Raw genomic sequence first — 24,172 nt, 5'->3', positions numbered from 1 at the left:
AGCATGACGGAGCCCGAAAGCCTGAGCGTCGCCCCCGAGTCCCCCGACCGCAACCTCGCACTGGAGCTCGTCCGTGTGACCGAGGCCGCGGCCATGGCCGCGGGCCGCTGGGTCGGCAAGGGCGACAAGAACGGCGCCGACGGCGTGGCGGTCAACGCCATGCGCGTGATGATCTCGACCATCGGCATGCGCGGCACCGTCGTCATCGGCGAGGGCGAGAAGGACAACGCCCCGATGCTCTACAACGGCGAGCAGGTCGGCGACGGCACCGGTCCCGAGTGCGACGTCGCGGTCGACCCGATCGACGGCACCACCCTGACCGCCAAGGGCATGAGCAACGCCGTCGCCGTGCTCGCGGTCTCGCCGCGCGGCTCGATGTACGACCCGTCGGCCGTGTTCTACATGGACAAGCTCGCCACCGGCCCGGAGGCGGCGGACGTCGTCGACATCCGGCTGCCCGCCGCGGAGAACGTCCGCCGGGTCGCCAAGGCCAAGGGCGGCAAGCCCGAGGACGTCACCGTGATGCTGCTCGACCGGCCGCGCCACCAGAAGCTCGCCGACGAGATCCGGGCCTCCGGTGCCCGAATCAAGTTCATCGTCGACGGCGACGTCGCCGGCGCCATCTCGGCGGCCCGCCCCGACAGCGGCGTCGACCTGCTCCTCGGGGTCGGCGGCACCCCGGAGGCGATCATCACCGCCTGCGCGATGAAGTGCATGGGCGGCGTCATCCAGGGCCAGCTCTGGCCCCAGGACGACGACGAGCGCCAGCGGGCGCTGGACGCCGGCCACAACCTGGACCCCGACTTCGTGCTGGCCACCGACGACCTGGTCACCGGTGACGACTGCTTCTTCGTCGCGACCGGCATCACCGACGGCGACCTGATGAAGGGCGTCCGCTACGTCGGCGGCGGCGCGACGACCCACTCGCTGGTGATGCGCTCGCGCAGCGGCACGATCCGCTCGATCACCTCCGAGCACCGTCTGCAGAAGCTACGCGCTTACTCCTCGATCGACTTCGAGCACTGAGCTCGGCGTCGCCTGCTCGGCGAGCGCCGCGGCCACACGGTCGATGACCCGCGGGTCCACGGCCATGCCGACGTGGCTCGCGGTCACCTCGACGGGCACGGCGATCGGGTCGACGCAGGCGCGCCAGTCGACGATGCCGTCGCGCCGGCTGTAGATCGCGGTGAACGCGACGGCGTCGGCGAGCGGCTCGCGACTCTCGTCGAAGCTCTGCTGCGCACAGCCGCCGCCCACGCACTCCTCGGACATCAGGCCGGGCAGGCCGGCGCGGCTCAGCCGGACCAGGACGTCGATGCTCGCGGTCAGGGCCAGGTGATGGGCGCCGGGCGCGAGCATCGGGCTGCCCATCGTGACGATGCCCGACACGAGGTCGGGGCGGCGTACGGCGACCCCGCGCGCGAGCATGCCGCCCAGGCTGTGCCCGACGATCTGGACCCGACTGCCCCGGCGCAGCGCGACCGACTCCAGCCGGGCCTCCAGCTGCGCGGCCGCGTCGAGCGTGCAGCCGACGTTGGCGCGGATGTGCGAGCGGTAGGTGCGGAAGCCGCGCTGGCGCAGCGCCGTCGCCATCAGGCTCAGCGACAGGTCGCCGGCGAGGAAGCCGGGCACCAGGACGACCGGGTCCGCAGCACGCTCCGGGGACCGCCCGGCGTACGGCGCGGCGCGGCGGGTCCGCCGATCACCGACGCGTCGCGCGACGTGTCGTCCGGCCTCGCCGACCAGGCTCGCCTCGCGCAGCACCGCGCCGACACCGGGCCTGGCGTAGCCCTCCGGCAACAGGAACGAGGCGAGTGTGTGGGGACTCACACTGCCAGGCTACGGGCGAGTAACGCCGTTTCCTAGGAAATCCACGCATCTGGGTATTTCGCAGCACGCCGGGCTTCAGCAAGACTCTTAGCCATGTCGTCCGCTCCCGACGTCCCCCCGGTGCAGGTCTCCGCCGAGCTCTTCGCTCCCGCGAGCCACGGCGTCGAGCTGTGCTACCAGACCTTCGGCAACCCCGACGACGACCCGCTGCTGCTCGTCATGGGCCTCGGCGGGCCGATGACCTGGTGGGACCCCGAGCTGTGTCGGCTGCTCGCCGCCCGCGGGTTCTTCGTGATCCGCTACGACAACCGCGACACCGGCCGCTCCTCGCGGATGCAGGGACGGGTCAGCCGCGCGACGCTGGTCCGGGCGTTCGCCGGTCTTCGGGTCCGGGCGCCGTACACGATCGCCGACCTGGCCCGCGACGCCATCGGCCTGCTCGACCACCTCGGCATCGACGCGGCCCACGTCGTCGGCGTCTCGATGGGCGGCATGATCGCGCAGACCGTCGCCCTGGACCACCCGACCCGAGTCCGGTCCCTGACCAGCATCATGTCGACGACCGGCAAGCGCAGCGTCGGCTGGCAGCACCCCTCGCTGCTCCCCTCGCTGCTCGGCCGTCGGGGCCTCAGCCGCGAGGAGTACGTCGTCGCCAGCGTGGCGATGGCCCGGCTGATCGGGTCGCCGGCGTACCCCGAGCCCGAGGAGAGCGCCCGCCGACGCGGCGAGGAGACCTTCGAGCGCGGGATCAACCCGGCCGGCGTGCTGCGGCAGATGGTCGCCGTGCTGACCCAGCCCGACCGCGGCCGCCGGCTGCGCGGGCTGAAGGTGCCGACCCTGGTGGTGCACGGCCTCGCCGACAAGATGGTCCACGTCTCCGGCGGTCGCGCGACCGCGGCCGCGATCCCCGGCAGCGAGCTGCTGCTCGTCGACGGGATGGGCCACGACCTGCCGGCCGAGCTGTTCGAGACGTTCACCGCGGCGATCCGGCGAAACGCCGACCGCACCTGACCCCGCCTGCTCTTCTTTCGTTTCGGCGACGTTTCCGCCCCGACCTTGTGGGTTAGTGGACAAACCACGTCGTCAGGGACTAGACCGTGTGACGAAAGCCACACGATTCGGGGAGGGGCTGTATGTCGTCATCCGCATCGCCACCGCGACGGAGAGAGTCCCGGCTACCGCGCCGCGGCCTCGCTGCCGCGGCCGCGCTCATGACCGCGAGCGCACTGCTCGCGGCCTGTTCGTCCGACGACGGGGACACCCCCGAGCTCATCTGGTACACCAACCCCGACAGCGGCGGCCAGGCCAAGGTGGCCGCCAACTGCACCGAGGCCGCTGACGGCGCCTACAAGATCACCACCCAGGTGCTCCCCCAGGACGCCAACCAGCAGCGGATCCAGCTGATCCGGCGCCTCGCGGCCGAGGACCCGGGCATCGACATCATGAGCATCGACCCGCCGTTCACCGCCGAGTTCTCGAACGCCGGCTACCTCGCCGACATCCCCGACGAGCTGCAGGCGACGCTGAGCGAGCAGTCCTTCGAGGGCGCGACCACCGCGGCGACCTGGAACGACGAGCTGGTCGTCGCACCGTTCTGGTCCAACACCCAGGTGCTCTGGTACCGCAAGTCGTTCGCCGAGAAGGTCGGCATCGACATGACCCAGCCGGTGACCTGGGACCAGATCATCGACGCCGCGGCGCAGGGCGGCGGCAAGGTCGCCGTCCAGGCGAACAAGTACGAGGGGTACGTCGTCTGGATCAACGCCCTCATCTCCGGCGCCGGCGGCGACATCGTCAGCGACACCGAGCAGGGCGCCGACGCCAGCATCGACATCGACTCCGAGGCCGGGGCCGCGGCGGCGGCCGTGATCGAGAAGCTGGCCGGCTCGCCGGCGGCGCCCGCCGACCTGTCGGTGGCCCAGGAGGGCCAGGCCGGCGCCACCTTCGGCTCCGACCAGGGCGCGTTCCTCGTCAACTGGACCTACATCTGGACCAACTTCGACGAGGCCCAGCCGGAGGTCAAGGAGGACCTCGGGTTCGCCCGCTACCCGCAGACCGTCGAGGGCGAGGAGTCGCACCCGCCGTACGGCGGCATCGGCGTCGGGGTGAGCGCCTTCTCCCAGCACGAGAAGGAGTCGATGCAGGCGATCGAGTGCATCACCAACGCCGAGAACCAGGGCGTCAACGCCGAGCTGACCGGCAACATGCCGGCCAGCGAGGGCGGCTACGAGTACCCCCCGCTGGCGGAGATCTACCCGCAGGAGCTGCTGGACCTCTTCCAGGAGTCGCTGGACGCCGCCGCGCCGCGCAGCGTGTCGCCGTACTGGAGTGACATCTCCGGCTCTATCCAGAGCACCTGGCACCCGGCGTCGGGTGTCAGCCCCGAGACCCCGGCGGACTCCAAGTCCTTCATGCGCGAGGTCCTGGACCAGAGGAGACTGCTGTGAGCACCACCGTGGCCACGCCGGCTGCCAAGGACCCCCAGCCGGGCAAACCTCCCAAGGCCAGGATGAGCGACCGCGCCAACGCCGAGAACCGGCTGGGTCTCAAGCTCGTCGCGCCGGCCGTCATCATCATGCTGGTCGTCACCGCCTGGCCGATGATCCAGGCGCTGTACCTGTCGACCTTCCGCTACCGGCTGACGTCCCCGGACGACAAGGAGTTCGTCGGCCTCGGCAACTACGGCACCGTGCTGACCGACGGGCTGTTCTGGCAGGACACCTGGAACACCGTGCTGATCATGGTCATCACGGTGTCCGTCGAGCTGGTGATCGGGTTCATCTTCGCCATGGTCATGCACCGCGTGATCTTCGCGCGCGGCGTCATCCGCACCTCGATCCTGATCCCCTACGGCACCATCACCGTGGTCTCGGCCTTCGCCTGGCAGTTCACCTTCAGCATCAACAACGGCTGGGTGAACAGCTGGTTCGAGTGGCTGCCCTGGATCGGCCCGGACACCAACTGGTTCGGCGACCACTGGCCGGCGATGTTCGCGATCATGGTCTCCGAGATCTGGAAGACCACCCCGTTCATGTCGCTGCTGCTCCTCGCCGGCCTCTCGCAGGTCTCCGAGGACATGATCGAGGCGGCCAAGGTCGACGGGGCCACCTGGTGGCAGCGGCTGTGGAAGGTGATCCTGCCGAACATGCGGGCCGCGATCATGGTCGCGGTGCTGTTCCGGGCCCTCGACGCGTTCCGCATCTTCGACAACATCTTCGTGATGACCCGCGGTGCGCAGGACACCGAGTCCTCGTCGTTCCTGACCTACAGACAGGTGATCGAGCAACTCCAGCTGGGCCTCGGCTCGGCGCTCTCGGTGCTGCTGTTCCTCAGCGTGCTGCTGCTCGCGTTCCTGATCGTGAAGCTGTTCCGGGTCGACCTGGCCCAGGCGAGGGGTGAGGGCTGATGAAGAACAAGAACGCCATCGGCACCTGGGGCGGCTTCGTGCTGATCCTGGTGTGGTGCCTGCTCCCCGTGGCCTGGATCATCTCGCTGTCGTTCAAGTCGCCCGACGAGACGGCGGCCGGGAGCCCGCAGTTCCTGCCGCAGGACGCCACCCTGCAGAACTACAAGGACATCCTCGACAACCCCGACTTCCTCGACGCGCTGCGCAACAGCTTCGGCATCTCGCTCATCGCGACCGTGCTGTCGGTGATCTTCGCGACGCTCGCGGCGTACGCCATCGCCCGCCTGGAGTTCAAGGGCAAGCGGCTGGTGCTCTCGCTGGCCCTGGCGATCGCGATGTTCCCGGTCGTCGCGCTGGTCGGGCCGCTGTTCGACATGTGGCGCACCTTCGGCCTGTTCAACACCTGGCTGGGGCTGATCATCCCCTACATGTCCTTCACGCTGCCGCTGGCGATCTGGACGCTGACCGCCTTCTTCCGGGAGATCCCCTGGGAGATGGAGCAAGCGGCCCAGGTCGACGGCGCGACCTCGTGGCAGGCCTTCCGCAAGGTGATCGTCCCGCTCGCCGCACCGGGTGTCTTCACGGCCGCGATCCTGACGTTCTTCTTCGCGTGGAACGAGTTCGTCCTGGCGATCTCCCTGACCTCCACGACCAGCTCGCGCACGGTGCCGGCGCAGCTGTCGTACTTCGTCGGTCCGGACCCGTTCAACCCGCCGTACGGCCAGCTCGCGACCGCCTCGGTCGTGGTCACCGTGCCGATCATCGTCATCGTCCTGCTGTTCCAGCGCAAGATCGTCGCCGGCCTGACCTCCGGCGCAGTGAAGGGATGAGCCCATGGCTGCCATCGAGATGAAGAACATCGTCAAGAAGTACGGCGACGGGTTCCCCGCGGTGAACGACGTCAGCATCGACGTCGCCGACGGGGAGTTCATGATCCTCGTCGGCCCGTCCGGGTGCGGGAAGTCCACCCTGCTGCGGATGATCGTGGGACTGGAGGACATCACCTCCGGCGACATGGTGATCGGCGACCGGCGGGTCAACGACCTCGCGCCGCGCGACCGCAACCTGGCGATGGTCTTCCAGAACTACGCGCTCTACCCGCACCTCACCGTCTACGAGAACATCGCCTTCCCGCTCCGGCTGGCCAACAAGCTCTCGGACTCGGAGATCGACGCCAAGGTCCGCGAGGCCTCGGCGACCCTCGAGCTCGACGAGCACCTCGATCGCAAGCCCGGCAACCTCTCCGGCGGCCAGCGTCAGCGCGTCGCCATGGGCCGCGCGATCGTCCGCGAGGCCGACGCGTTCCTCTTCGACGAGCCGCTGTCGAACCTGGACGCCAAGCTCCGCGGCCAGATGCGCACCGAGATCTCCCGGCTGCAGAAGCGGCTCGGCATCACCACGGTCTACGTCACCCACGACCAGACCGAGGCGATGACGCTGGGCGACCGGGTCGCCGTGCTCAAGCGCGGGGTGCTCCAGCAGCTGGCCTCCCCGCGCGAGCTCTACGAGAACCCCGGCAACCTGTTCGTGGCCGGCTTCATCGGCTCCCCGCCGATGAACTTCCTGCCCGCGGAGGTCGACGGGACGTCGGTGAAGCTGCCGTTCGGCACCGTCCAGCTGCCGGCCGAGAAGGCCGAGAAGGCGGCCGGGCGGGGGCTGCTGATCGCCGGCATCCGGCCCGAGCACTTCGAGGACGCCTCGGTCGTGCAGACGGACACGGCGGGCTCGACGTTCCGGGCCAAGGTCGACGTCGTCGAGTGGCTCGGGAACGAGGCGTACGCCTACCTGCCGTTCGAGGCGCCGACGGAGGTGCAGGAGCAGCTGCGCCAGCTCGAGCGCGACCTGGACGGCGAGTCGCTGCGCACCCAGCTGGTCGTCTCGCTCGACGGCTCGAGCCGGATCGCCGAGGGTGACGACGCCGAGATCTGGGTGAACGCGGCGAAGATGCATCTCTTCGACCCCGCCACCGGCGAGAACCTCACCGTCGACCGGGCGCACGCCGGTCGACTGCTGGACGACGCCATGGCCGACGCCGCCGAGCAGCCGGCCGCCGCCGGCTGAGGCTGAGCGTCAGTCCGATGCCCGGCGGAGGCGCTTGCGCTTCTCGCCGGGCATCGGCTTGCGCACGACCGTGACCGCGCCCATCAGCGCGACGCCGCGCACCCGCACGTGCGGCGACGACGGCCCGAGCTCGGGGGCGACCTTGGCCCGCCCCTCCTCGAAAGCGCCCAGGATGCCGATGCCCTCGACCGTGACCCGGGTCCAGGCGTTGACGATGACGTCGATGCCGCCCATCACGGCGTTGGCATTGATGACCACCTCGGGGGTCGTGAACACCGCCTCGCGCAGGTCGACGTCGATGCCGCCCATCAGCGTGAACGCCGTGTGGCTCGGCGGGACCAGCCAGACGCCCTTGCGGTCGGCACCGCTCAGCACCGCGATGCTCGTGGAGTAGGTCGGGGCGTCGATCGGCGCCGCCGGCGTGAACCCCGGCCGCGGGGCGACCACCATGCCCGGGGGCACGACCGGCTCCGCACCGGGGAGGTCGGCGACCAGCGGCACCAGGTCGGCGTACACCTTGGCGGCGTACGCCGCCTCCAGGCGCTCGTCGAGCTCCTCCAGGTCGATCCGCCCGTCGCCGGCGGCCTGGCGCAGGAACTCGGCCGTCCGGTGCCGGTCGTCGTCGGAGATGCGCTGCTGGTGGGGCTCGGTCACCCCACCAGGGTAGGGCGTGCTCACGCCTCGGTGGCGACCACGAGGACCGGGACCGGGTCGATGACCACCCGGACGCGCGCGCCCACCGCGAGCGCCTGCGCCTCGGCGTTGCCGAGCTGGGCGACCACGAGGGTGCCGTCGTCCAGGGTGGCCGAGACCCGCGAGAGCCCGCCCAGGAAGGCCACGGACAGCACGGTCGCGACTCCGGCGTCGTCAGCGACGAACCCGACCGACTCCGGGCGCACGAGCGCGACGCCGGCCCCCGTCGTCGAGCCCGGGAGGGTGGCGACCGGAGTGCCGAGCACGGCGGCCGAGCGCCCGTCGACCCGAGTGGGGATGCGGTTGCTGAGGCCGACGAACTCGCCGACGAACGCCGTCGCGGGCGAGCTGTAGAGCTCCGCGGGCGTGGCGATCTGGTCGAGCCGGCCGGCGTTCATCACCCCGACCCGGTCGGCCACGGCGAGCGCCTCCTCCTGGTCGTGGGTGACGAACAGCGTGGTCGTCCCGACGTCGAGCTGGATGCGGCGGATCTCGTCGCGCAGCTGCACCCGCACCTTGGCGTCCAGTGCGGAGAGCGGCTCGTCGAGCAGCAGCACCGCGGGCTCGACGGCCAGCGCCCGGGCCAGCGCGACCCGCTGCTGCTGGCCACCCGAGAGCTGGTTCGCGTAGCGGTCGCGGTGCTGGCCCAGGCCGACCAGCTCCAGCATGTCCGCCGCGCGGGTGCGCCGGTCCTTGCGGGAGCGGCCGCGGAGCTTGAGGCCGAAGGCCACGTTGTCGAGGACGGTCAGGTGCGGGAAGAGGCTGTAGGCCTGGAAGACCATCCCCATGTCGCGCTTGTTGGCCGGCACGCCGCTGATGTCCCGGCCTCCGACGGTGATGCTGCCGGCGTCCTGGCGCTCCAGCCCGGCCAGGATCCGCAGGGCGGTGGTCTTGCCGCACCCGGACGGGCCGAGCAGGGCGACCAGCTCCCCCGGCGCCAGCTGCAGGTCCAGCCCGTCGAGTGCGTGCACGTCGCCGTACGTGCGGCGCAGCCCACTCATCGACACGGCCAGGCCGGCATTCGCCTTGTTCTCGGGCACAGTCACTTCTTTCCGGAGGGACGTCGGCGCCGGTCGAGGAGCGACAGGAGCAGCAGCAGGACAGCGGCGAACAGGATCGCGGCCAGGGAGAGGGCCATCGACTGGGGAGCGTCGCTCTTGCCGAGCAGGACGATCACGACCTGCAGGGTCTCGTAGTTCTGCAGGGAGGCGATGGTGTACTCGCCGAGCACCAGCGCCACCGCGATGAAGGCGGCGCTCAGCACCCCGGCCCAGATGTTCGGGGTGATCACCCGGACGATCACGGTGAGCCAGCCGGCGCCGAGCGAGCGGGCGGCCTCGGCGAGCGTGACCGCGTCGATGGACGACAGGGAGGCGTCCAGGGCCCGGTAGGCGTAGGGCAGCACCAGCACGACGTACACGAAGGTCAGCGTCAGCGCGGAGTCGCCGATGAAGTAGTCGACCCAGGCGTAGACGCCCTTCATGCCGACCACGATCACCAGGGCGGGGATGGTGAGCGGGAGCAGGCACAGGAACTCCACGAGGCGCGAGGCCCTCGGGACCCGGAGCCGCACCCAGATCATCGTCGGCACCAGGAGCACCACCATGCCGACGACGGTCAGCACGGCCAGCAGCACCGAGGTCTTGATGGCCTCGGTCAGCGCCGGGTCGTCGAGCAGGGTCCGCCAGGCCTCGCCGGTGCGCTCCCCCGTGCCGGGGACCTTGGTGCTGAAGTCGAGCAGCGCGAGGAGGGGCAGCACGAAGAACGCCGCGAAGGCGAGCAGCAGCACCCCGCGCAGCACCCGCCACGACACCGAGCCCGTCACGAGAGCCACCGAGAGGTGCGCTTGAGGAGCCAGGCGTACAACGTCATCACGACTGCGACCACCACGACCATCTGCAGGGCCAGGGCGTAGCCGAAGTTGGCCTGGCCCAGGACGATCTCGCTGGTGAGTGCCGAGCGGATCAGCAGTGGGGTGATGGGCGCCCCCTGGCTGACCAGCGCCGCCGCCGTGGCGTACGCCGCGAACGCGTTCGCGAACAGCAGCAGGGCCGAGCCCAGGAAGGCCGGGCGCAGCAGCGGCAGGGCCACCTGGAACCAGTACTGGCGGGTGCTGGCGCCGAGGTTCACAGCCGCCTCGCGCCACTGCGGGCGGAGCCCCTCGAGCGCGGGCAGGAAGACGATCACCATCAGCGGGATCTGGAAGTAGGTGTAGACGAGCACCAGCCCCGGCAGCTCGTAGAGCCACGCCGATCCGGAGTCGTCACGGCCGAACGCGTCGGCCAGCAGGTTGGTCACCAGCCCGCCGAAGCCGAGCGTCGCCATCCAGGCGAAGGCCAGGGTGACCCCGCCGAACTGGGCGAGCACCCCGCACACGGCGGTGACGGTACGTCGGATGACGCTGGTCGGCGGCGCGGTCACCACCAGGTAGGCGAGCAGCGCGCCGAGGACCGAGCCCACCGCCGCCGAGGAGAAGGACAGCAGCATGCTCTCGCGCAGCGCGCGCATCGGCGTCTCGTCGGTGAGCGCCCGCACGCGGTCGAGCGAGAAGCCGCCGTCGTCGCTCTGGAACGCGCCGACCACGACGGTGACGGTCGGGACCAGCAGGAAGATGCCGACGAAGACGAGGAAGGGGAGCAACCCGAGGACGGGACCCGGCCGCAGCCGGGTCCCGCGCCCCAGGTTCGCCGGTCTCGTCCCCGAGGCCGGTAGCGGAGCGGTCGTCACCTAGATGACCAATTCCAAGGCCTCGCGGGCTCCGCGACGCTCAGCATCCACGCTGGCGGCGTTGCCGATGCTGGAAAGACGACCAGTCTGACGACGCATCGGCGCCTGGCCAGCGCGGCGCTGAGCGCCGCTCGCCTGCGCGATCCCTTGGAATTGCTCATCTAGCCGATGGCCTTCGCCCAGTTCTCGGCGAGGTAGGCCGCCATCGACTCGGTCTGCTCGTTGGTGGGGATCACCGGGGTGCCCGTCACCTCCGGCAGCGCGTCGTACAGCTCTTGGTCGATGGTGCCCGCCTCGACCATCGCGTCGGCACGCACCGGGCGCGCACCGCCGCCGAGCCAGAGGTTCTGGCCCTCGTCGCTGTAGAGGAACTCCTGCCACAGCCGGGCTGCCGCGGGGTGCGGGGCGTCGGCGTTGATGGCCTGGAAGTAGTAGCCCGCGATCGGGGCGTCCTCCGGGACGAAGACCTTCCAGCTCTCGAGCTTCGCCGACTCGGCGGCGTTGAGGTAGTCCCAGTCGATGACGACCGGGGTCTGGCCCGACTCGATGGTCGCAGCCGTCGGGTCGACCGGCAGGAAGTTGCCGGCGTCCTTGAGCTTGCCGAAGTACTCGACCCCGGGCGCGATGTCGTCGACGGAGCCCCCGTTGGCCACGGACGCCATCACGACGCCGCTGAAGGCCGCGCCGGCCTGCGTCGGGTCGCCGTTGAGCGCGACCTTGCCCTTGAACTCCGAGCCGAGCAGGTCGTCGAGCGAGGTCACGTCGGGCACCTTGGCGGAGTCGTAGCCGACCGACATGAAGCCGCCGTAGTCGTTGACCCAGGTGCCGTCGGGGTCCTTGAACTCGGCTGGGATCTCGTCGAAGGTCTCGACCTGGTACGGCGCGAACATGTCGGTGTTGGCGAGCGCGACGGACTGGCCCAGGTCGAACACGTCGGGCGCGCGGTCACTGCCGGCGAGCTGCTCGGCCGCGTTGATCTCGTCCTGGCTGGCCGCGTCGGGCTGGGCCGAGTTGACCTTGATGTCGTACTTCTTCTCGAAGGCCTCGATGATCGTGCCGTAGTTGGCCCAGTCCGGCGGGAGCGCGATGACGTTGAGCTCGCCCTCCTTCTCGGCCGCCTCGACGAGCGCGTCGAGCCCACCGAGGTCGGCGGCCGACGTGGCCGAGGCGGCGTCGGAGCTGTTCTCGGACCCGGAGTCCTTGTCGTCGTCCGGCGGCGCGCAGGCGGCCAGGGAGACAAGCGTTGCGACCGCGAGGGCCGAGATGAACGAGGTGCGAACCTTCACGTTTTCTCCTGTTTGGTGGGCGCACGAGGATGCGCCGAGCCCACTTTCGAAGGCGGGCATTGCTGTGACGGTATCCCTAGACGTCCTTTCGTGGGTCGTGCGGTGAACACTGCACACGGGGCGTAATCTGAGCCCTCGTGTCCAGCGATGCTGATTTCTTGTACTCCGATCTCCTGCCTCTGGGGAAGGACGACACGCCGTACCGGCTGATCACGGCCGACGGTGTCTCGACCTTCGAGGCCGACGGCCAGACCTTCCTGCGGGTCTCCCCCGAGGCGATCCAGCGACTGACCGCCGAGGCGATGCACGACATCTCCCACTACCTGCGGCCCGCGCACCTGGCGCAGCTGCGGAAGATCATCGACGACCCCGAGGCGTCCGGGAACGACCGCTTCGTCGCGCTCGACCTGCTGAAGAACGTCAACATCTCCGCCGGCGGCGTGCTGCCGATGTGCCAGGACACCGGCACCGCGATCGTGATGGGCAAGAAGTCCGAGGGCGTGCTCACCGGCGTCGACGACGGCGAGGCGATCAGCCGTGGCGTGTACGACGCGTACACGCGGCTCAACCTGCGCTACAGCCAGCTCGCGCCGCTGACGACGTACGACGAGAAGAACACCGGCACCAACCTGCCGGCGCAGATCGAGCTGTACTCCACCCCGGGCGCTCCCGGGAAGGCTCCCGAGTACAAGTTCCTCTTCATGGCCAAGGGCGGCGGCTCGGCCAACAAGTCGTTCCTGTTCCAGGAGACGAAGGCCGTCCTCAACCCGAAGCGGATGCTGGAGTTCCTCGACGAGAAGATCCGCTCGCTCGGCACGGCCGCCTGCCCGCCGTACCACCTGGCGATCGTGATCGGCGGCACCAGCGCGGAGTTCGCGCTGAAGACCGCGAAGTACGCCTCCGCGCACTACCTCGACAACCTGCCGACGTCGGGCTCGATGTCGGCGCACGGCTTCCGCGACCTCGAGCTCGAGGAGGAGGTCTTCAAGCTGACCCAGTCGTTCGGGATCGGCGCGCAGTTCGGCGGCAAGTACTTCTGCCACGACGTCCGCGTGGTCCGGCTCCCCCGCCACGGCGCGTCCTGCCCGGTCGCGATCGCGGTCTCCTGCTCCGCGGACCGCCAGGCGCTCGGCAAGATCACACCCGAGGGCGTCTTCCTCGAGCAGCTGGAGACCGACCCGGCGCAGTACATGCCCGACGCCGGGGTCGCCGAGGACATCGCCGGCGGCGAGGTCGTGCAGATCGACCTCAACCAGCCGATGAGCGAGATCCTCGCCGAGCTGGGCAAGCACCCGGTCAAGACCCGGCTCTCGCTCACCGGCCCGCTCGTCGTCGCGCGCGACATCGCGCACGCGAAGATCAAGGAGCGGCTGGACGCGGGCGAGGAGATGCCGCAGTACCTGAAGGACCACCCGGTCTACTACGCCGGCCCGGCCAAGACCCCCTTGGGCATGGCGTCCGGCTCGTTCGGCCCGACCACGGCCGGGCGGATGGACTCCTACGTCGAGCAGTTCCAGGCCGCGGGCGGCTCGATGGTGATGCTGGCCAAGGGCAACCGGTCGAAGGTCGTCACCGAGGCCTGCCACACGCACGGCGGCTTCTACCTCGGCTCGATCGGCGGCCCGGCCGCGCGACTCGCGCAGGACTGCATCAAGAGCCAGGAGGTCATCGAGTACCCCGAGCTCGGCATGGAGGCGGTCTGGAAGATCGAGGTCGAGGACTTCCCGGCCTTCATCGTCGTCGACCACCAGGGCAACGACTTCTTCACCGACCCCTCCGGCACCGTCACCGTGCCCGTCTCCGGCCTGCGGGTCCGCTCGGCGCAGTAGCTCCGGCTCCCGGGGCGCCGCAACGTCATACGGACCGAGCGCTCTGGCGCTCGGTCCGTATGACGTCCGGATCGGTTGCCGGCTAGACGGTATGACGTGACCCGGTCGCAGTGACGGGGTTGCGGGCCGGGGCCTCACTCACAAGATTCGTGGGTTACCGAGCAGGGGCCGCCTGCTCGGCCTATCCGACATTGTGGGAGGCCCCGGTGTTTACCGAGCGTACGAGCGTTGGGCTCGACGTGCACGCACGATCTGTCGCGGCAGCGGCGATCGATGGCGTCACGGGCGAGCTCGTCCAAGCGAAGCTGACCCCGTCTCATGACCACATCAGGTCCTGGGTCCAGGACCTTCCGGGGCCGGTCGCGGTGGCCTACGAGGCTGGCCCGACGGGATTCGGCCTGTCGCGGGCACTGGCCGCGGCCGGGATCCGGTGCGAGGTCGTCGCTCCGTCGAAACTGCAGCGACCTTCGGGCGATCGGGTCAAGACCGACGCCAAGGACGCGGTGCACCTGGCCCGATTGCTGCGACTCGACGAGTACGTCGCGGTGTCGGTGCCGAGCGTGGGACAGGAGAACGCCCGCGACCTGGTCCGCGCTCGGGAGGACGCTCGCGGTGACCTGATGCGGGCCCGGCACCGGTTGTCGAAACTTCTGCTGCGCCAAGGGATCGTCTACTCCGGCGGTCACGCCTGGACCACCACCCACGACGCCTGGCTACGCCGACAGCGCTTCGATGCGCCCGCGCTGCAGCTGACGTTCGAGTCCGACTACGACGCCGTGCTCGCCGTGAAAGCGCGCCGCGACCGGCTCGATGACGCGATCGCCGTGATGGCGGCGGACTCCGAGTTCACCCCGATCGTGCGCCGACTCGGCTGCCTGCGCGGGGTCAGCACCCTGACCGGGTTCGCGTTGGCCGTTGAGGTCGGTGACTGGCACCGGTTCACCGGCAACACCATCGGCTCGTTCGTCGGTCTGGTGCCGTCGGAGTACTCCTCCGGGGCGAGCCGGGTCCAGGGCTCGATCACCAAGACCGGCAACACCCACCTGCGTCGGCTGCTGGTCGAGGCCGCCTGGCACCACCGGGCCCACTATCGGCCGGGAAAGACCATGCGTGATCGCTGGGAGCTCGCATCACCAGCAGCCCGGGCCCGCGGTGACGCCGGCAACCGGCGGCTGAACGCCCGCTGGGACACCTTCCGGGCCCGTCGCAAGCGGCACGTGGTCGCCAACGTCGCGATCGCCCGCGAGCTGGCCGGCTGGTGCTGGTCCCTGGCCGTCCTCGAGGACTGACCCGAGCCCGGCCAACCCTGACTGCTTCATCGACCAACGTGGTGGAAGCAGCGCGTGGAGCGACCCGCGAAACAGCTATGAGCAGTCCGGACCAGCACAGCTGATCCGGACGACGCTCGGTCCTAGACAAGCGGTCCGCTCCTGCCGAACACCCCGTCCTGCGGTAACCAACCCGCGCATATCAGCCTGACCGCGCGTCGCCAATGACACGCTCACCACCGACGATATCGACGAAGCACGAGGCGCCCGCCCCGAACAACCGGGACGGGCGCCTCCCCCTGCCTCTTGACAGGAAGGCCCTACATATCAGCTGCGGTTCGACTCCACGTTGCTCCGCGGCTTCGCGTTCGGGCCGGCCTCGTCGCCGTCGAGAGCGCCGTCGGCCTCCGGGTTGCCGGCGACCCCCTGGTCGTCGGAGATCGGCGTCTCGGCGTCGGCCGGGTCCATGGAGGCCACCTCGGAGACCTGGCCGGCGGAGTCGTCCTGCTGGTTCTCGCGGTTCTCGGTCATTCCCACCGGTACCCGGAACCCCAGGTCGGACGCGGTCGTTGGAGCAGATGGACCCTGAGGAGGACCCCGATGAAGTGCCCGACCGACGAGACCACGCTGGTGATGAGCGAGCGCAGCGGGATCGAGATCGACTACTGCCCGACGTGTCGAGGGGTGTGGCTGGACCGCGGCGAGCTCGACAAGATCATCGAGCGCTCGCTCGTCCAGCAGCCGGTGGCCGCGCCGGCGCAGACGCCACCTCCGCCGGCCGCCGCGCCGTCGTACGAGCGCTATGAGCGCGAGGACCGCGACCGAGACCGCGACCGGGACCGGGACGACAGGCGCTACCAGCCCCAGCAGCAGGGGTACTACAAGAAGAAGCGCAAGGAGAGCTGGCTCAGCGAGATCTTCGACTGAGCCAGCCCTCCGGGGCGCGGGGCGTCAGCTGTCGGGCTGAGCCTCCGAGCGGACGTTCTCCGCGGCCGTCTGGCCCTCGTCCTTGACGCGACCGACGGACTCGGTCGCCGTGTCCTTGACCTCCTGGGCCGCCCCCGCGGCGCGGTCCTTGAGGTCTTGACCCATCTCCTGCCCGAGCGACTTCGCCTGCTCGATCAGCGGGCCGCCCTTGTCCTGGGCGACGTCGGCCAGGGTCGAGGCGACCTGCGCCTCCTTGGCCGAGGCAGGGATCAGCCCGGCGATGACGACGCCGGCCCCGAAGGCGACCAGGCCGGCCGCGAGCGGACTCCCCTGCACCTGGCCCTGGGCGGCGCCCACGGCACCCTGGGCCCGGTCGGCGACGCCGTGCGCCGCCCCCTGAAGGCCCTCGGCGGCGCCGGAGCCGGTCGAGGCGGCGCCCGTGCGGACGTCGGACGCCTTGCCCATGACCTTGTCGCGCACGCCGAGCACCCGACTTCGGGCTGCCTCCTTGCGCCGGTCCATGATCGCGCTCGGGCTGACTCGGTCCTGGAGTGCGTCGAGGTCCGACGCCATCCGCTGCCGCGTGCCGGCGATCTCAGTGCTCAGCTCTTCTGTGCTTTCGCCCATGCTGCGTCCTCCTTGAGTGTCTGCTGCGTCTTCGGCAGCTGCGGGTTGCTCTTCTTCAGCGCGGTCCGGCCGGTCATCGCGAGGACCGCTGCGGCAATGCCCCACAACGCGGTGACGATCAGCGCCGCGGCCCACAGGGGCAGCGCCTCGTCGAGGGCGAAGACGATGGTGAGGGAGAGGAAGAGCAGGACCATGTACGCCGAGAGCCCGGCGCCGCCGAGCAGCCCGGCACCCTTGCCCGCCTTCGCCACCTCCTCCTTCAGCTCGACCTTCGCGAGGTCCATCTCCTGCTTGATCAGCGTCGAGAGGTCCGTGGCGACGTCGCCGACGATCTCCCCGAGAGACCGTTCGTCGGGCCGGAGACCCGGCTCGCCCAGAGGGTCGCCCAGTGGCTCGCCCAGTGGCCCGCTCCGTGGCTCGGTCATCGCAGGTCCTCGTCGCCACCGAGGCCGCGCCCGCCGTACCCGGCCTCGGGCGTGCTCATCGGCGGCGGCGCCGGGACGACCGGCGGCTGCACGGGCGGATCGGTGCTCAGGCCGGGGGTGAACGCCGGCTCGGCGGGAGTGACGGGCGAGGGCGCGGGGGTCGACGGGGCCGGGGTGACCGGCGTGGGAGCCGCCTCCGCGGCGGCGATGCCGTCAGCAGTACCCCGGGCCAGGCGGCCCACCACGACGCCCGCGACGAGGGCGCCGAGCAGGAAGGTGCCCGGCCGCCGCCGCGCGAACTGCCGGACGTCGTCGAGCAGCTCGCTCGGCTCGCGGTTCTCCAGGTGGGAGGTGAGGGTCCGGACCTGACCCGACACCTGACGGGCCAGGTCGGTGGCGAGCCCGGGCGTGCCCTGGCCGGCCATCGAGTCGAGGTCGTCGCCCAGGGTGTGCAGCGTGCTCGCGAGTCGGTCCTTCTGTGCGGCGGACTGCTCGCTGACCTGGCCCAGGGCGTCGTTGAGGACGCCCCTGACCTGGGTCGTCGCCTCGGAGGCGACGCGCTGCGCCTCCTCCTTGGCCGCGCCGGCGACGTGCTTGCCCTCGTCGGCCGCGGTTCCTGCCGTCTCCTGCGCCCGTTCTCGGGCAGACTGGTCGGTCGTCATCGGGTTCCTCCGTGGGTGAGCGGATGTCTTTCGCGTCCGGTATCCGTGCTCTGGGGCGCCAACCTCACCCTTCAGGAGGACGGGCCCAGCGTCCCGACGTGAGCTCCGACTTGGCAGGCTGTCCCCGTGGAGTACGTCGAGATCGCCCGAGCCGAGTCCGAGCGCGGGGAGCTGGTCCTGCGGGAGCGCCGCGAGGAGGGCGCGCCCGCGGTGCTGGAGCTGCGCGCCAACGGGGTGTTCGTGATGGACACCCTCGAGACCAGCACCGAGCAGGCCCTGGCGACCGCCGCGCTCGCACTCGTCGAGGACCCGCAGGCGGTCGTGGTCGGCGGCCTCGGCCTGGGCTTCACCATGCACGAGGTGCTCGCCGACAGCCGCGTCGCGCGGTGCGCCGTCGTCGAGATCGAGGACGCCCTGGTCGGGTGGCTGCGCGACGGCACCGTCCCGCACGGGCCCGCCCTGCTGGCCGACGAGCGGGTCGCGGTCGTGGTGGCCGACATCGCGGTCGCGATGGCCGAGGCCCGGCCGGCGTCGTACGACCTGGTGCTGCTGGACGTCGACAACGGTCCGGGCTACCTGGTCCACGACACCAACGCGCGGCTCTACCAGAACGACTTCCTGCAGACCGTGCGCGCGGTGCTGCGGCCCGGCGGCGCGATCGTGGTGTGGTCGGCGGCCGAGGCGCCGGAGCTCGGGCAGGCCCTCCTGCAGGTCTTCGGCGCCGCCGAGGCACTGCCGCACGAGGTCCGGCTGCAGGACCGTGACGAGCACTACTGGCTCTACGTCGCGCGGGTACCGTCGGCGACGTGAGCGACGACCAGCAGTTCCGGACCGAGCACGACTCCATGGGCGAGGTCCTCGTCCCGCGCGACGCCCTCTGGCGGGCGCAGACGCAGCGCGCGGTCGAGAACTTCCCGATCAGCGGCACGCCGATCGAGCCGCGCCTGATCCAGGCGCTCGGCACCGTCAAGCAGGCCGCCGCCCAGGCCAACCAGGACCTCGGCGTCCTCGACGCGCCTCAGGCCGAGGCCATCCGCGCCGCCGCCGCCGAGGTCGCGGCCGGCCGGCACGACGCGCAGTTCCCGATCGACGTCTTCCAGACCGGCTCGGGCACCAGCTCGAACATGAACACCAACGAGGTGGTCGCCGGCCTCGCCGCCCGGGCCGGCACCGAGGTGCACCCCAACGACCACGTCAACGCCAGCCAGTCGAGCAACGACACGTTCCCGACCGCGATCCACGTCGCCGCGACGCTCGCGGTCGTCGACGACCTGCTCCCGGCGCTCGACGCACTCGGCACCAGCCTGGAGGCGAAGGCCGAGGAGTTCGCCGGTCTGGTGAAGTCCGGGCGCACGCACCTGATGGATGCGACGCCGGTGATGCTCGGCCAGGAGTTCTCCGGGTACGCCGCCACGGTCCGCTACGCCGCCGAGCGCCTGCAATCCGTGCTCCCGCGGGTCCGCGAGCTGCCGCTGGGCGGCACCGCCGTCGGCACCGGCATCAACACGCCGGCCGGCTTCGCGGCCCGGGCGATCGAGGTGCTCAGCGAGCTGACCGGCCAGGAGTTCACCGAGGCCCGCAACCACTTCGAGGCCCAGGGCACCCGCGACTCGCTGGTCGAGCTCAGCGGCGTACTGAAGACGTACGCCGTCGGCCTCACCAAGGTCTGCAACGACATGCGCTGGATGTCGTCGGGCCCGACCACCGGGCTCTCGGAGATCCACCTCCCCGACCTGCAGCCGGGGTCGAGCATCATGCCCGGCAAGGTGAACCCGGTGCTGCCCGAGGCGACCCTGATGGTCTGCTTCCAGGTGATCGGCAACGACGCCGCGGTGACCGCGGCCGGCGCCAGCGGCAGCTTCGAGCTCAACGTCGCGATGCCCGTCATCGCCCGCAACGTGCTGGAGTCCACCCGCCTGCTCGCCGCCGCCTCCCGGGTGCTTGCCGAGCGCTGTGTCGACGGCATCACCGCCAACCCCGAGCGGATGCGCCAGTACGCCGAGTCCTCCCCCTCGGTCGTCACCCCCCTGAACAAGTACCTCGGCTACGAGGCTGCCGCCAAGGTCGCCAAGAAGGCCCTCGCCGACGGCGCCACCATCCGCGAGACCGTCCTCGCCCTGGGCTACGTCGACCGTGGCGAGCTCACCGAGCAGCAGCTGGACGAGGCCCTCGACGTGGAATCGATGACCCGCCCCTGAGCGCGACCCGTCACTTTCTCGGCGGATTTCGCGGTGTGTCGGCGAACGATTGACGGGTCAGTCCGCGGCCAGCGCGAGCTGGTGGTCGATCTCCGCGCCGAGCTCGCGGCGGAGTTCGTCGTACGACGGGTCGAGGGCGGGCGCGGCCGGGACCAGATTCTCCCAGTGCCACAGGGCGGCCGGCCAGCCCCGTACGGCGGCCGGCTCGTCGTGGTAGCGCGGCGTCACGTGGGCGTGCAGGAACGCGTCGGTGTTGCCCTGGATCTCCAGGTTGATCCGTCGGAACCCGTCCGGGTCGCGACGCGCGCAGACCGCGGAGACGGCTCGGCCCAGGATCGCCATGTCCTCGAGGAACACCAGCTGGCGCTCCGGGGGAAGGTCGGTCAGCTGGTCGACGCCAGGCGTGTCGCTGAGCAGCACGCAGTAGCCCGGCAGGTGCTGGTTGTCGCCGATCACCGCGAACCCGGCGCGCAACCGGCGCAGCACGGTCGGGTTGGTGCCCGCGAGGGCGGTGCCGACCCGGTCGGCGCGGAAGTCCGGGGTCATGGCCTCAGTCCATCCTCGGTCGACCCGTCGATCCCTCGCCGACACGCCGAGAAAAGGGCCGAGAAAGTGACGGGTCGGCGTCCCGCCCCGGGGCCGCCGGTTCACGGGTGAGGTGAAGAGGCTCCTAGCCTTCTCCGGTGCCCGTCACTCCCGCCGCGTCCGCCAGCCCCTCGGTCCTGAGCGTCCTGCGCTCGCCCCGGCTGCTGCGCACCGAGGTGGTGGCGGGGCTGGTCGTCGCGCTGGCGATGATCCCCGAGGCATTGTCCTTCTCGGTGCTCGCAGGCGTCGACCCGCGGGTGGGGCTGTTCACCAGCTTCACGATGGCGATCACCGCGGCCGTGCTCGGCGGCCGGCCGGCGATGGTCTCCGGCGCCGCGGGTGCGACCGCGCTGGTCATCGCGCCACTGGTGGCGTCGCACGGCATGGAGTACCTCATCGCGACCGTGCTGCTCGCCGGCGTCATGCAGCTCGGGCTCGGGCTGGCCGGGCTGGGCCGGCTGATGCGGTTCATCCCGCGCTCGGTGATGGTCGGCTTCGTCAACGCGCTCTGCATCCTGATCTTCGCCGCCCAGGTGCCGCACCTCGTCGGCGACGGCGGGGCGGTCTACGCACTCGCCGTGCTGGCGATCCTGGTGCTGGTGCTGCTCCCCCGGCTCACCCGGGTGGTGCCCGCCCCGCTCGTCGCGGTGCTGCTGCTGGCGGTGCTGGTGGCGGCCGGGGGCCTCGACGTACCCCTGCTCTCCGGGGAGGGCGAGCTGCCCAGCAGCCTCCCGGGCCTGGTCTGGCCGGACGTCCCGATGACCGGCGACACGATGGGCGTCATCGCGCCGTACGCCCTCGCGATGGCGCTGGTGGGGCTGATGGAGTCGCTGATGACCGCCAAGCTGGTCGACGACCTCACCGACACCCGCTCCAGCAAGACCCGCGAGGCCCTCGGCCAGGGCGGCGCCAACCTGGTCACCGGCTTCTTCGGCGGCATGGGCGGCTGCGCGATGATCGGCCAGACGATGGTCAACGTCAAGGAGGCCGGCGCCCGCACCCGGGTCTCGGCGTTCATGACCGGGGTCTGGCTGCTGGTCCTGGTCGTCGGGCTAGGCGAGACGGTCGGGCGGATCCCGATGGTGGCGCTGGCCTGCGTGATGGTCGTGGTCGCCGTGACCACCTTCGACTGGCACAGCGTCCGGCCCGCGACGCTGCGCCGGATGCCCCGCAGCGAGACCGCGGTGATGATCGTGACCGTCGCCGTCGTCGTCGCCACCGAGAACCTCGCGATCGGCGTGGTCGCCGGCGTGCTCGTCGCGATGATGCTCTTCGCCCGCCGGGTCGCGCACCTGGCCGAGGTCACCCGCGAGCTGTCACCCGACGGCCGTACCGCGACGTACCGCGTCACGGGCGAGCTGTTCTTCGCCTCCAGCAACGACCTCTACACGCAGTTCGAGTACGCCGCCGATCCGCCGCGCGTCGTCGTCGACCTCAGCGACTCCCACGTCTGGGACGCCTCGACGGTCGCCGCGCTGGACGCGGTCGAGACGAAGTACGCCGCGCGCGGGGTGAGCCTGGAGATCGTCGGGCTCAACGCCGCGAGCGCGGCCATGCACGCGCGGCTGAGCGGCAATCTGGGCTAGCTTCGGTTGCGAACCGAATCTTGAGGTCCGAGAGGTCGTTTTGCCCATCCGGACGACGATGTCGGTGCTGCTTCCCGGCAATGATTCGCCTTAGTGGCGTCGCTGTCCTTGATGGCAGCGTTGTCATGCGAGTTCCTCCTGGGTGGGAGAGGCCGGTGAGCTGGCGGTAGTTCCCGCTGACGTCCAACTGCCCCTCTGCAACGAACCGGCGGAGTGAACGCCGTGTCCGGCGTCAACTGTCGCCGACCGCGGATAGCATCGAGGAAGAGACGGAGGATGGGATGCCCCAGCACAGGTCACAAGTCGAGCAGGAGCGCAGGGAACGAGCGATCCGCGCCGCCCGGCAGACCAACCAACTCGAGGGATCGCGAAGCACCGACGCCACCCGCGCCGACCAGGACGCGTATGTGCGAGGCGAGATTGACGTGGAGCAGTTGGGGAGCCGCGTCCGAGCTCGATACGGACTGCGCTGATCGACCAGCACGAAGCCGATTGGGACGCATACTTGATCCCTGGCACAAGTGTGCTGGCGAACAAACTAGGTCTCACCACGTCGGCGGAGTTACGCGATGCTGAAAACGACCTACTCGAGGCACGCGTCGCGGAACTGCGCGCTAGTCCGCTCATCGTTCGACAGACATTCGATGCGGCTCATCTGTGCGGACTGCACCGACAGCTCTTTCAGGATGTATACGAATGGGCAGGGCAACTGCGAAAAGTCGGGATATCCAGGAACGGCGAGTCGTTCGTGCCGCCGTCCAACATCATGCAGCCCCTGTCGCACTTCGCCCAGCGGATCGCTGAATCGAACCGACTTGCCGACGTCACCGAGGCAGGCTTGGCAGCCGAGATTGCGTACCTGTACGACTACGCGAACTACGCACATCCGTTCCGCGAGGGCAACGGACGCACTCAACGGGAGTTCTTTGATCAACTCCTCGCCTGCTCCGGGCGCGGCCTTGCATGGGACACCATCGACATGAAGCGGCTGCACGAGGCGTGCCATCAGGCTCGAAAGGAGGTCGACTCCGACCTGGGTCTACTCGAACAGCTCTTCGCCGACCTGCTAACAGACGACCCTGCATATTGACCATGGGCGAACTGTTCTTCGCCTCCAGCAACGACCTCTACAGGCAGTTCGGGTTCGCCGCCGATCCGCCGCGCACGGCGTGGGCGAGGAGCTCGTCGGGCTCTACGCCGCGAGCGCAGCGGCGAAGCGAGCTGCGCTGTCGCGGGCGCCGCGTCGGCGACCAGGACGGGTCCGAGAAGCCGTGATCGTGGACTGCCGAGAAGGCAGTGGTCACACGTCCAGGAACGGACGAGCGGGTCCGTCGGCCGCGCTCAGTACCAACCGTGCGACTGGCTGTGTCCCCAGGCGCCGCAGGGCGAGCCGTAGCGATCGTCGATGTAGCCGAGGCCCCAGCGGATCTGGGTGGCCGGGTTGGTCTCCCAGTCGGCGCCGGCGCTCGACATCTTGGAGCCGGGCAGCGCCTGGGGGATGCCGTACGCCGAGGAGCTCGGGTTGTCGGCGTTCCAGGTCCAGTTGGACTCGCGCGTCCACAGCGAGTCGAGGCAGCTGAACTGGTCGCCCGAGAAGCCGAACTCGCCGAGCAGCGCCCGGGCGATGTCGCGCGGGTTGTCGTCGGAGAGCGACTCGGTGACGCTCATCGCGCCGCCCTCGTCCTGCGAGAGGGCCGCGACCTTGGCCGGGTCGGCGGCTTCGCGACGGTCCGAGCGCGAGAGCACCGGCGTACGCGCGGGAGCCTCGGCGGCCGGGGCCGACTCAGCGGCCGAGGCCGCCGCACCGGTCTCGGCGGCGTCACCGGCGTCAGTCGCCGCGGAGGCGCCGGCGCCGGACGACGCCAGGTGCGGGACGGTCGTCGACCCCAGGTCGGCAGCGGCGATGGTCACGCTGGCCGGAGCCGAGCCGAGCAGGCCCGCGGAGACGGTCGCGCCGGTCGCCGCGACGGCCAGCGAGGACATCACCAGCGTCGTACGGATCGCCTTCTTGGGCGCGTCCGCCGTCACCGGTCGAGTCGGGGCACCGCGGTGCTTCGGGACA

25 protein-coding genes are annotated in these 24,172 nt (G+C 70.4%); 13 read left to right on the top strand and 12 right to left on the bottom strand.

Annotation, left to right across the window (positions count from 1 at the left end):
• Positions 1-3 precede the first annotated feature (3 nt).
• Positions 4-1,026: a class II fructose-bisphosphatase gene (gene glpX / locus MUB56_RS10550; RefSeq protein WP_244931853.1), complete on the top strand. Its 1,023-nt coding sequence runs from the start codon at positions 4-6 to the stop codon at positions 1,024-1,026.
• Here glpX and MUB56_RS10545 read toward each other — a convergent pair.
• The gene (locus MUB56_RS10545; protein WP_244931852.1) at positions 991-1,830 is read right to left on the bottom strand and encodes an alpha/beta fold hydrolase; all 840 of its coding nucleotides are present in this window, start codon (positions 1,828-1,830) and stop codon (positions 991-993) included. The genes glpX and MUB56_RS10545 overlap by 36 nt on opposite strands.
• A 93-nt stretch (positions 1,831-1,923) precedes the next feature.
• On the opposite strand from MUB56_RS10545, the gene MUB56_RS10540 reads away from it, so the two are divergent.
• From MUB56_RS10540 to ugpC, 5 genes are all read left to right on the top strand, one after another.
• On the top strand, positions 1,924-2,841 hold the full coding sequence (locus MUB56_RS10540; protein ID WP_244931851.1) for an alpha/beta fold hydrolase: 918 nt from the start codon (positions 1,924-1,926) through the stop codon (positions 2,839-2,841).
• Between the two features lie 200 nt (positions 2,842-3,041).
• Positions 3,042-4,277, top strand: coding sequence for an extracellular solute-binding protein (locus tag MUB56_RS10535; protein WP_244931850.1), 1,236 nt, complete (start codon positions 3,042-3,044; stop codon positions 4,275-4,277).
• Complete coding sequence (locus MUB56_RS10530; protein ID WP_244931849.1) at positions 4,274-5,236, top strand: sugar ABC transporter permease; 963 nt, start codon at positions 4,274-4,276, stop codon at positions 5,234-5,236. The genes MUB56_RS10535 and MUB56_RS10530 overlap by 4 nt, the downstream gene beginning before the upstream one ends.
• Entirely contained in the window at positions 5,236-6,066 is an 831-nt protein-coding gene (locus MUB56_RS10525; protein ID WP_244931848.1) for a carbohydrate ABC transporter permease, read from the top strand. Before MUB56_RS10530 ends, MUB56_RS10525 begins: the two co-directional genes overlap by 1 nt.
• Positions 6,067-6,070: 4 nt before the next feature.
• The gene (ugpC, locus tag MUB56_RS10520; RefSeq protein WP_244931847.1) at positions 6,071-7,297 is read left to right on the top strand and encodes a sn-glycerol-3-phosphate ABC transporter ATP-binding protein UgpC; all 1,227 of its coding nucleotides are present in this window, start codon (positions 6,071-6,073) and stop codon (positions 7,295-7,297) included.
• A gap of 9 nt (positions 7,298-7,306) precedes the next feature.
• Here the strand turns inward: ugpC and MUB56_RS10515 are convergent, their stop codons facing one another.
• The 5 genes from MUB56_RS10515 to MUB56_RS10495 all read right to left on the bottom strand — a co-directional run bounded on the left by MUB56_RS10515 (position 7,307) and on the right by MUB56_RS10495 (position 12,003).
• Complete coding sequence (locus tag MUB56_RS10515) at positions 7,307-7,951, bottom strand: DUF1707 domain-containing protein (RefSeq protein ID WP_244931846.1); 645 nt, start codon at positions 7,949-7,951, stop codon at positions 7,307-7,309.
• Between the two features lie 20 nt (positions 7,952-7,971).
• Positions 7,972-9,030: an ABC transporter ATP-binding protein gene (locus MUB56_RS10510; RefSeq protein WP_244931845.1), complete on the bottom strand. Its 1,059-nt coding sequence runs from the start codon at positions 9,028-9,030 to the stop codon at positions 7,972-7,974.
• A 2-nt stretch (positions 9,031-9,032) separates the two neighbouring features.
• A complete protein-coding gene (locus MUB56_RS10505; RefSeq protein ID WP_244931844.1) occupies positions 9,033-9,815 on the bottom strand; it encodes an ABC transporter permease subunit in 783 nt (260 codons plus the stop codon).
• The gene (locus MUB56_RS10500; RefSeq protein WP_244931843.1) at positions 9,812-10,630 is read right to left on the bottom strand and encodes an ABC transporter permease subunit; all 819 of its coding nucleotides are present in this window, start codon (positions 10,628-10,630) and stop codon (positions 9,812-9,814) included. The genes MUB56_RS10505 and MUB56_RS10500 overlap by 4 nt, the downstream gene beginning before the upstream one ends.
• Before the next feature lie 248 nt (positions 10,631-10,878).
• Positions 10,879-12,003, bottom strand: a complete 1,125-nt coding sequence (locus tag MUB56_RS10495; protein WP_244931842.1) for an extracellular solute-binding protein — start codon at positions 12,001-12,003, stop codon at positions 10,879-10,881.
• A 137-nt stretch (positions 12,004-12,140) separates the two neighbouring features.
• Here MUB56_RS10495 and MUB56_RS10490 point away from each other — a divergent pair, with 137 nt between their 5' ends.
• Positions 12,141-13,832 carry a fumarate hydratase gene (locus MUB56_RS10490; protein ID WP_280637394.1) on the top strand — a complete coding sequence of 564 codons (1,692 nt, stop codon included), beginning with the start codon at positions 12,141-12,143 and terminating at the stop codon, positions 13,830-13,832.
• 239 nt (positions 13,833-14,071) lie between these two features.
• On the top strand, positions 14,072-15,121 hold the full coding sequence (locus MUB56_RS10485; RefSeq protein WP_244927952.1) for an IS110 family transposase: 1,050 nt from the start codon (positions 14,072-14,074) through the stop codon (positions 15,119-15,121).
• A gap of 306 nt (positions 15,122-15,427) precedes the next feature.
• Here the strand turns inward: MUB56_RS10485 and MUB56_RS10480 are convergent, their stop codons facing one another.
• A complete protein-coding gene (locus MUB56_RS10480; protein ID WP_244931840.1) occupies positions 15,428-15,631 on the bottom strand; it encodes a hypothetical protein in 204 nt (67 codons plus the stop codon).
• Positions 15,632-15,700: 69 nt separating this feature from the next.
• Here MUB56_RS10480 and MUB56_RS10475 point away from each other — a divergent pair, with 69 nt between their 5' ends.
• Positions 15,701-16,027 carry a zf-TFIIB domain-containing protein gene (locus MUB56_RS10475; RefSeq protein WP_244931839.1) on the top strand — a complete coding sequence of 109 codons (327 nt, stop codon included), beginning with the start codon at positions 15,701-15,703 and terminating at the stop codon, positions 16,025-16,027.
• 24 nt (positions 16,028-16,051) lie between these two features.
• Here the strand turns inward: MUB56_RS10475 and MUB56_RS10470 are convergent, their stop codons facing one another.
• The 3 genes from MUB56_RS10470 to MUB56_RS10460 are packed head-to-tail and all read right to left on the bottom strand — an operon-like array spanning position 16,052 to position 17,741.
• The gene (locus tag MUB56_RS10470; protein ID WP_244931838.1) at positions 16,052-16,654 is read right to left on the bottom strand and encodes a DUF3618 domain-containing protein; all 603 of its coding nucleotides are present in this window, start codon (positions 16,652-16,654) and stop codon (positions 16,052-16,054) included.
• Positions 16,630-17,079 (bottom strand): phage holin family protein, encoded by a 450-nt coding sequence (locus MUB56_RS10465; RefSeq protein WP_244931837.1) that lies wholly within the window; start codon positions 17,077-17,079, stop codon positions 16,630-16,632. The genes MUB56_RS10470 and MUB56_RS10465 overlap by 25 nt, the downstream gene beginning before the upstream one ends.
• The gene (locus MUB56_RS10460) at positions 17,076-17,741 is read right to left on the bottom strand and encodes a hypothetical protein (protein ID WP_244931836.1); all 666 of its coding nucleotides are present in this window, start codon (positions 17,739-17,741) and stop codon (positions 17,076-17,078) included. Before MUB56_RS10460 ends, MUB56_RS10465 begins: the two co-directional genes overlap by 4 nt.
• Before the next feature lie 126 nt (positions 17,742-17,867).
• Between MUB56_RS10460 and MUB56_RS10455 the strand changes: the two genes are divergently transcribed.
• Positions 17,868-18,551: a hypothetical protein gene (locus MUB56_RS10455; RefSeq protein WP_244931835.1), complete on the top strand. Its 684-nt coding sequence runs from the start codon at positions 17,868-17,870 to the stop codon at positions 18,549-18,551.
• Complete coding sequence (locus tag MUB56_RS10450) at positions 18,548-19,939, top strand: class II fumarate hydratase (protein WP_244931834.1); 1,392 nt, start codon at positions 18,548-18,550, stop codon at positions 19,937-19,939. Before MUB56_RS10455 ends, MUB56_RS10450 begins: the two co-directional genes overlap by 4 nt.
• 57 nt (positions 19,940-19,996) lie before the next feature.
• Here MUB56_RS10450 and MUB56_RS10445 read toward each other — a convergent pair whose 3' ends face one another.
• A complete protein-coding gene (locus tag MUB56_RS10445; protein ID WP_244931833.1) occupies positions 19,997-20,485 on the bottom strand; it encodes a diadenosine tetraphosphate hydrolase in 489 nt (162 codons plus the stop codon).
• 137 nt (positions 20,486-20,622) lie between these two features.
• On the opposite strand from MUB56_RS10445, the gene MUB56_RS10440 reads away from it, so the two are divergent.
• Positions 20,623-22,110, top strand: coding sequence for a SulP family inorganic anion transporter (locus MUB56_RS10440; RefSeq protein WP_244931832.1), 1,488 nt, complete (start codon positions 20,623-20,625; stop codon positions 22,108-22,110).
• Between the two features lie 505 nt (positions 22,111-22,615).
• The gene (locus tag MUB56_RS10435) at positions 22,616-23,200 is read left to right on the top strand and encodes a Fic family protein (protein WP_244931831.1); all 585 of its coding nucleotides are present in this window, start codon (positions 22,616-22,618) and stop codon (positions 23,198-23,200) included.
• 251 nt (positions 23,201-23,451) lie between these two features.
• Here the strand turns inward: MUB56_RS10435 and MUB56_RS10430 are convergent, their stop codons facing one another.
• Positions 23,452-24,138, bottom strand: coding sequence for a lytic transglycosylase domain-containing protein (locus MUB56_RS10430; protein WP_244931830.1), 687 nt, complete (start codon positions 24,136-24,138; stop codon positions 23,452-23,454).
• Positions 24,139-24,172 lie beyond the last annotated feature (34 nt).

Source organism: Nocardioides sp. W7 (assembly GCF_022919075.1).
Taxonomy (GTDB): Bacteria; Actinomycetota; Actinomycetes; order Propionibacteriales; family Nocardioidaceae; genus Nocardioides.
This window is presented reverse-complemented; position numbering and strand designations above follow the sequence as displayed.

What these genes read in the sequence shown, in the direction of transcription:
- MUB56_RS10480 (WP_244931840.1), bottom strand. Translation starts at nt 15,631, where the DNA reads ATGACCGAGAACCGCGAGAACCAGCAGGACGACTCCGCCGGCCAGGTC.
- MUB56_RS10540 (WP_244931851.1), top strand. Translation starts at nt 1,924, where the DNA reads ATGTCGTCCGCTCCCGACGTCCCCCCGGTGCAGGTCTCCGCCGAGCTC.
- glpX (WP_244931853.1), top strand. Translation starts at nt 4, where the DNA reads ATGACGGAGCCCGAAAGCCTGAGCGTCGCCCCCGAGTCCCCCGACCGC.
- MUB56_RS10460 (WP_244931836.1), bottom strand. Translation starts at nt 17,741, where the DNA reads ATGACGACCGACCAGTCTGCCCGAGAACGGGCGCAGGAGACGGCAGGA.
- MUB56_RS10465 (WP_244931837.1), bottom strand. Translation starts at nt 17,079, where the DNA reads ATGACCGAGCCACGGAGCGGGCCACTGGGCGAGCCACTGGGCGACCCT.
- MUB56_RS10535 (WP_244931850.1), top strand. Translation starts at nt 3,042, where the DNA reads ATGACCGCGAGCGCACTGCTCGCGGCCTGTTCGTCCGACGACGGGGAC.
- MUB56_RS10445 (WP_244931833.1), bottom strand. Translation starts at nt 20,485, where the DNA reads ATGACCCCGGACTTCCGCGCCGACCGGGTCGGCACCGCCCTCGCGGGC.
- ugpC (WP_244931847.1), top strand. Translation starts at nt 6,071, where the DNA reads ATGGCTGCCATCGAGATGAAGAACATCGTCAAGAAGTACGGCGACGGG.
- MUB56_RS10525 (WP_244931848.1), top strand. Translation starts at nt 5,236, where the DNA reads ATGAAGAACAAGAACGCCATCGGCACCTGGGGCGGCTTCGTGCTGATC.
- MUB56_RS10470 (WP_244931838.1), bottom strand. Translation starts at nt 16,654, where the DNA reads ATGGGCGAAAGCACAGAAGAGCTGAGCACTGAGATCGCCGGCACGCGG.
- MUB56_RS10475 (WP_244931839.1), top strand. Translation starts at nt 15,701, where the DNA reads ATGAAGTGCCCGACCGACGAGACCACGCTGGTGATGAGCGAGCGCAGC.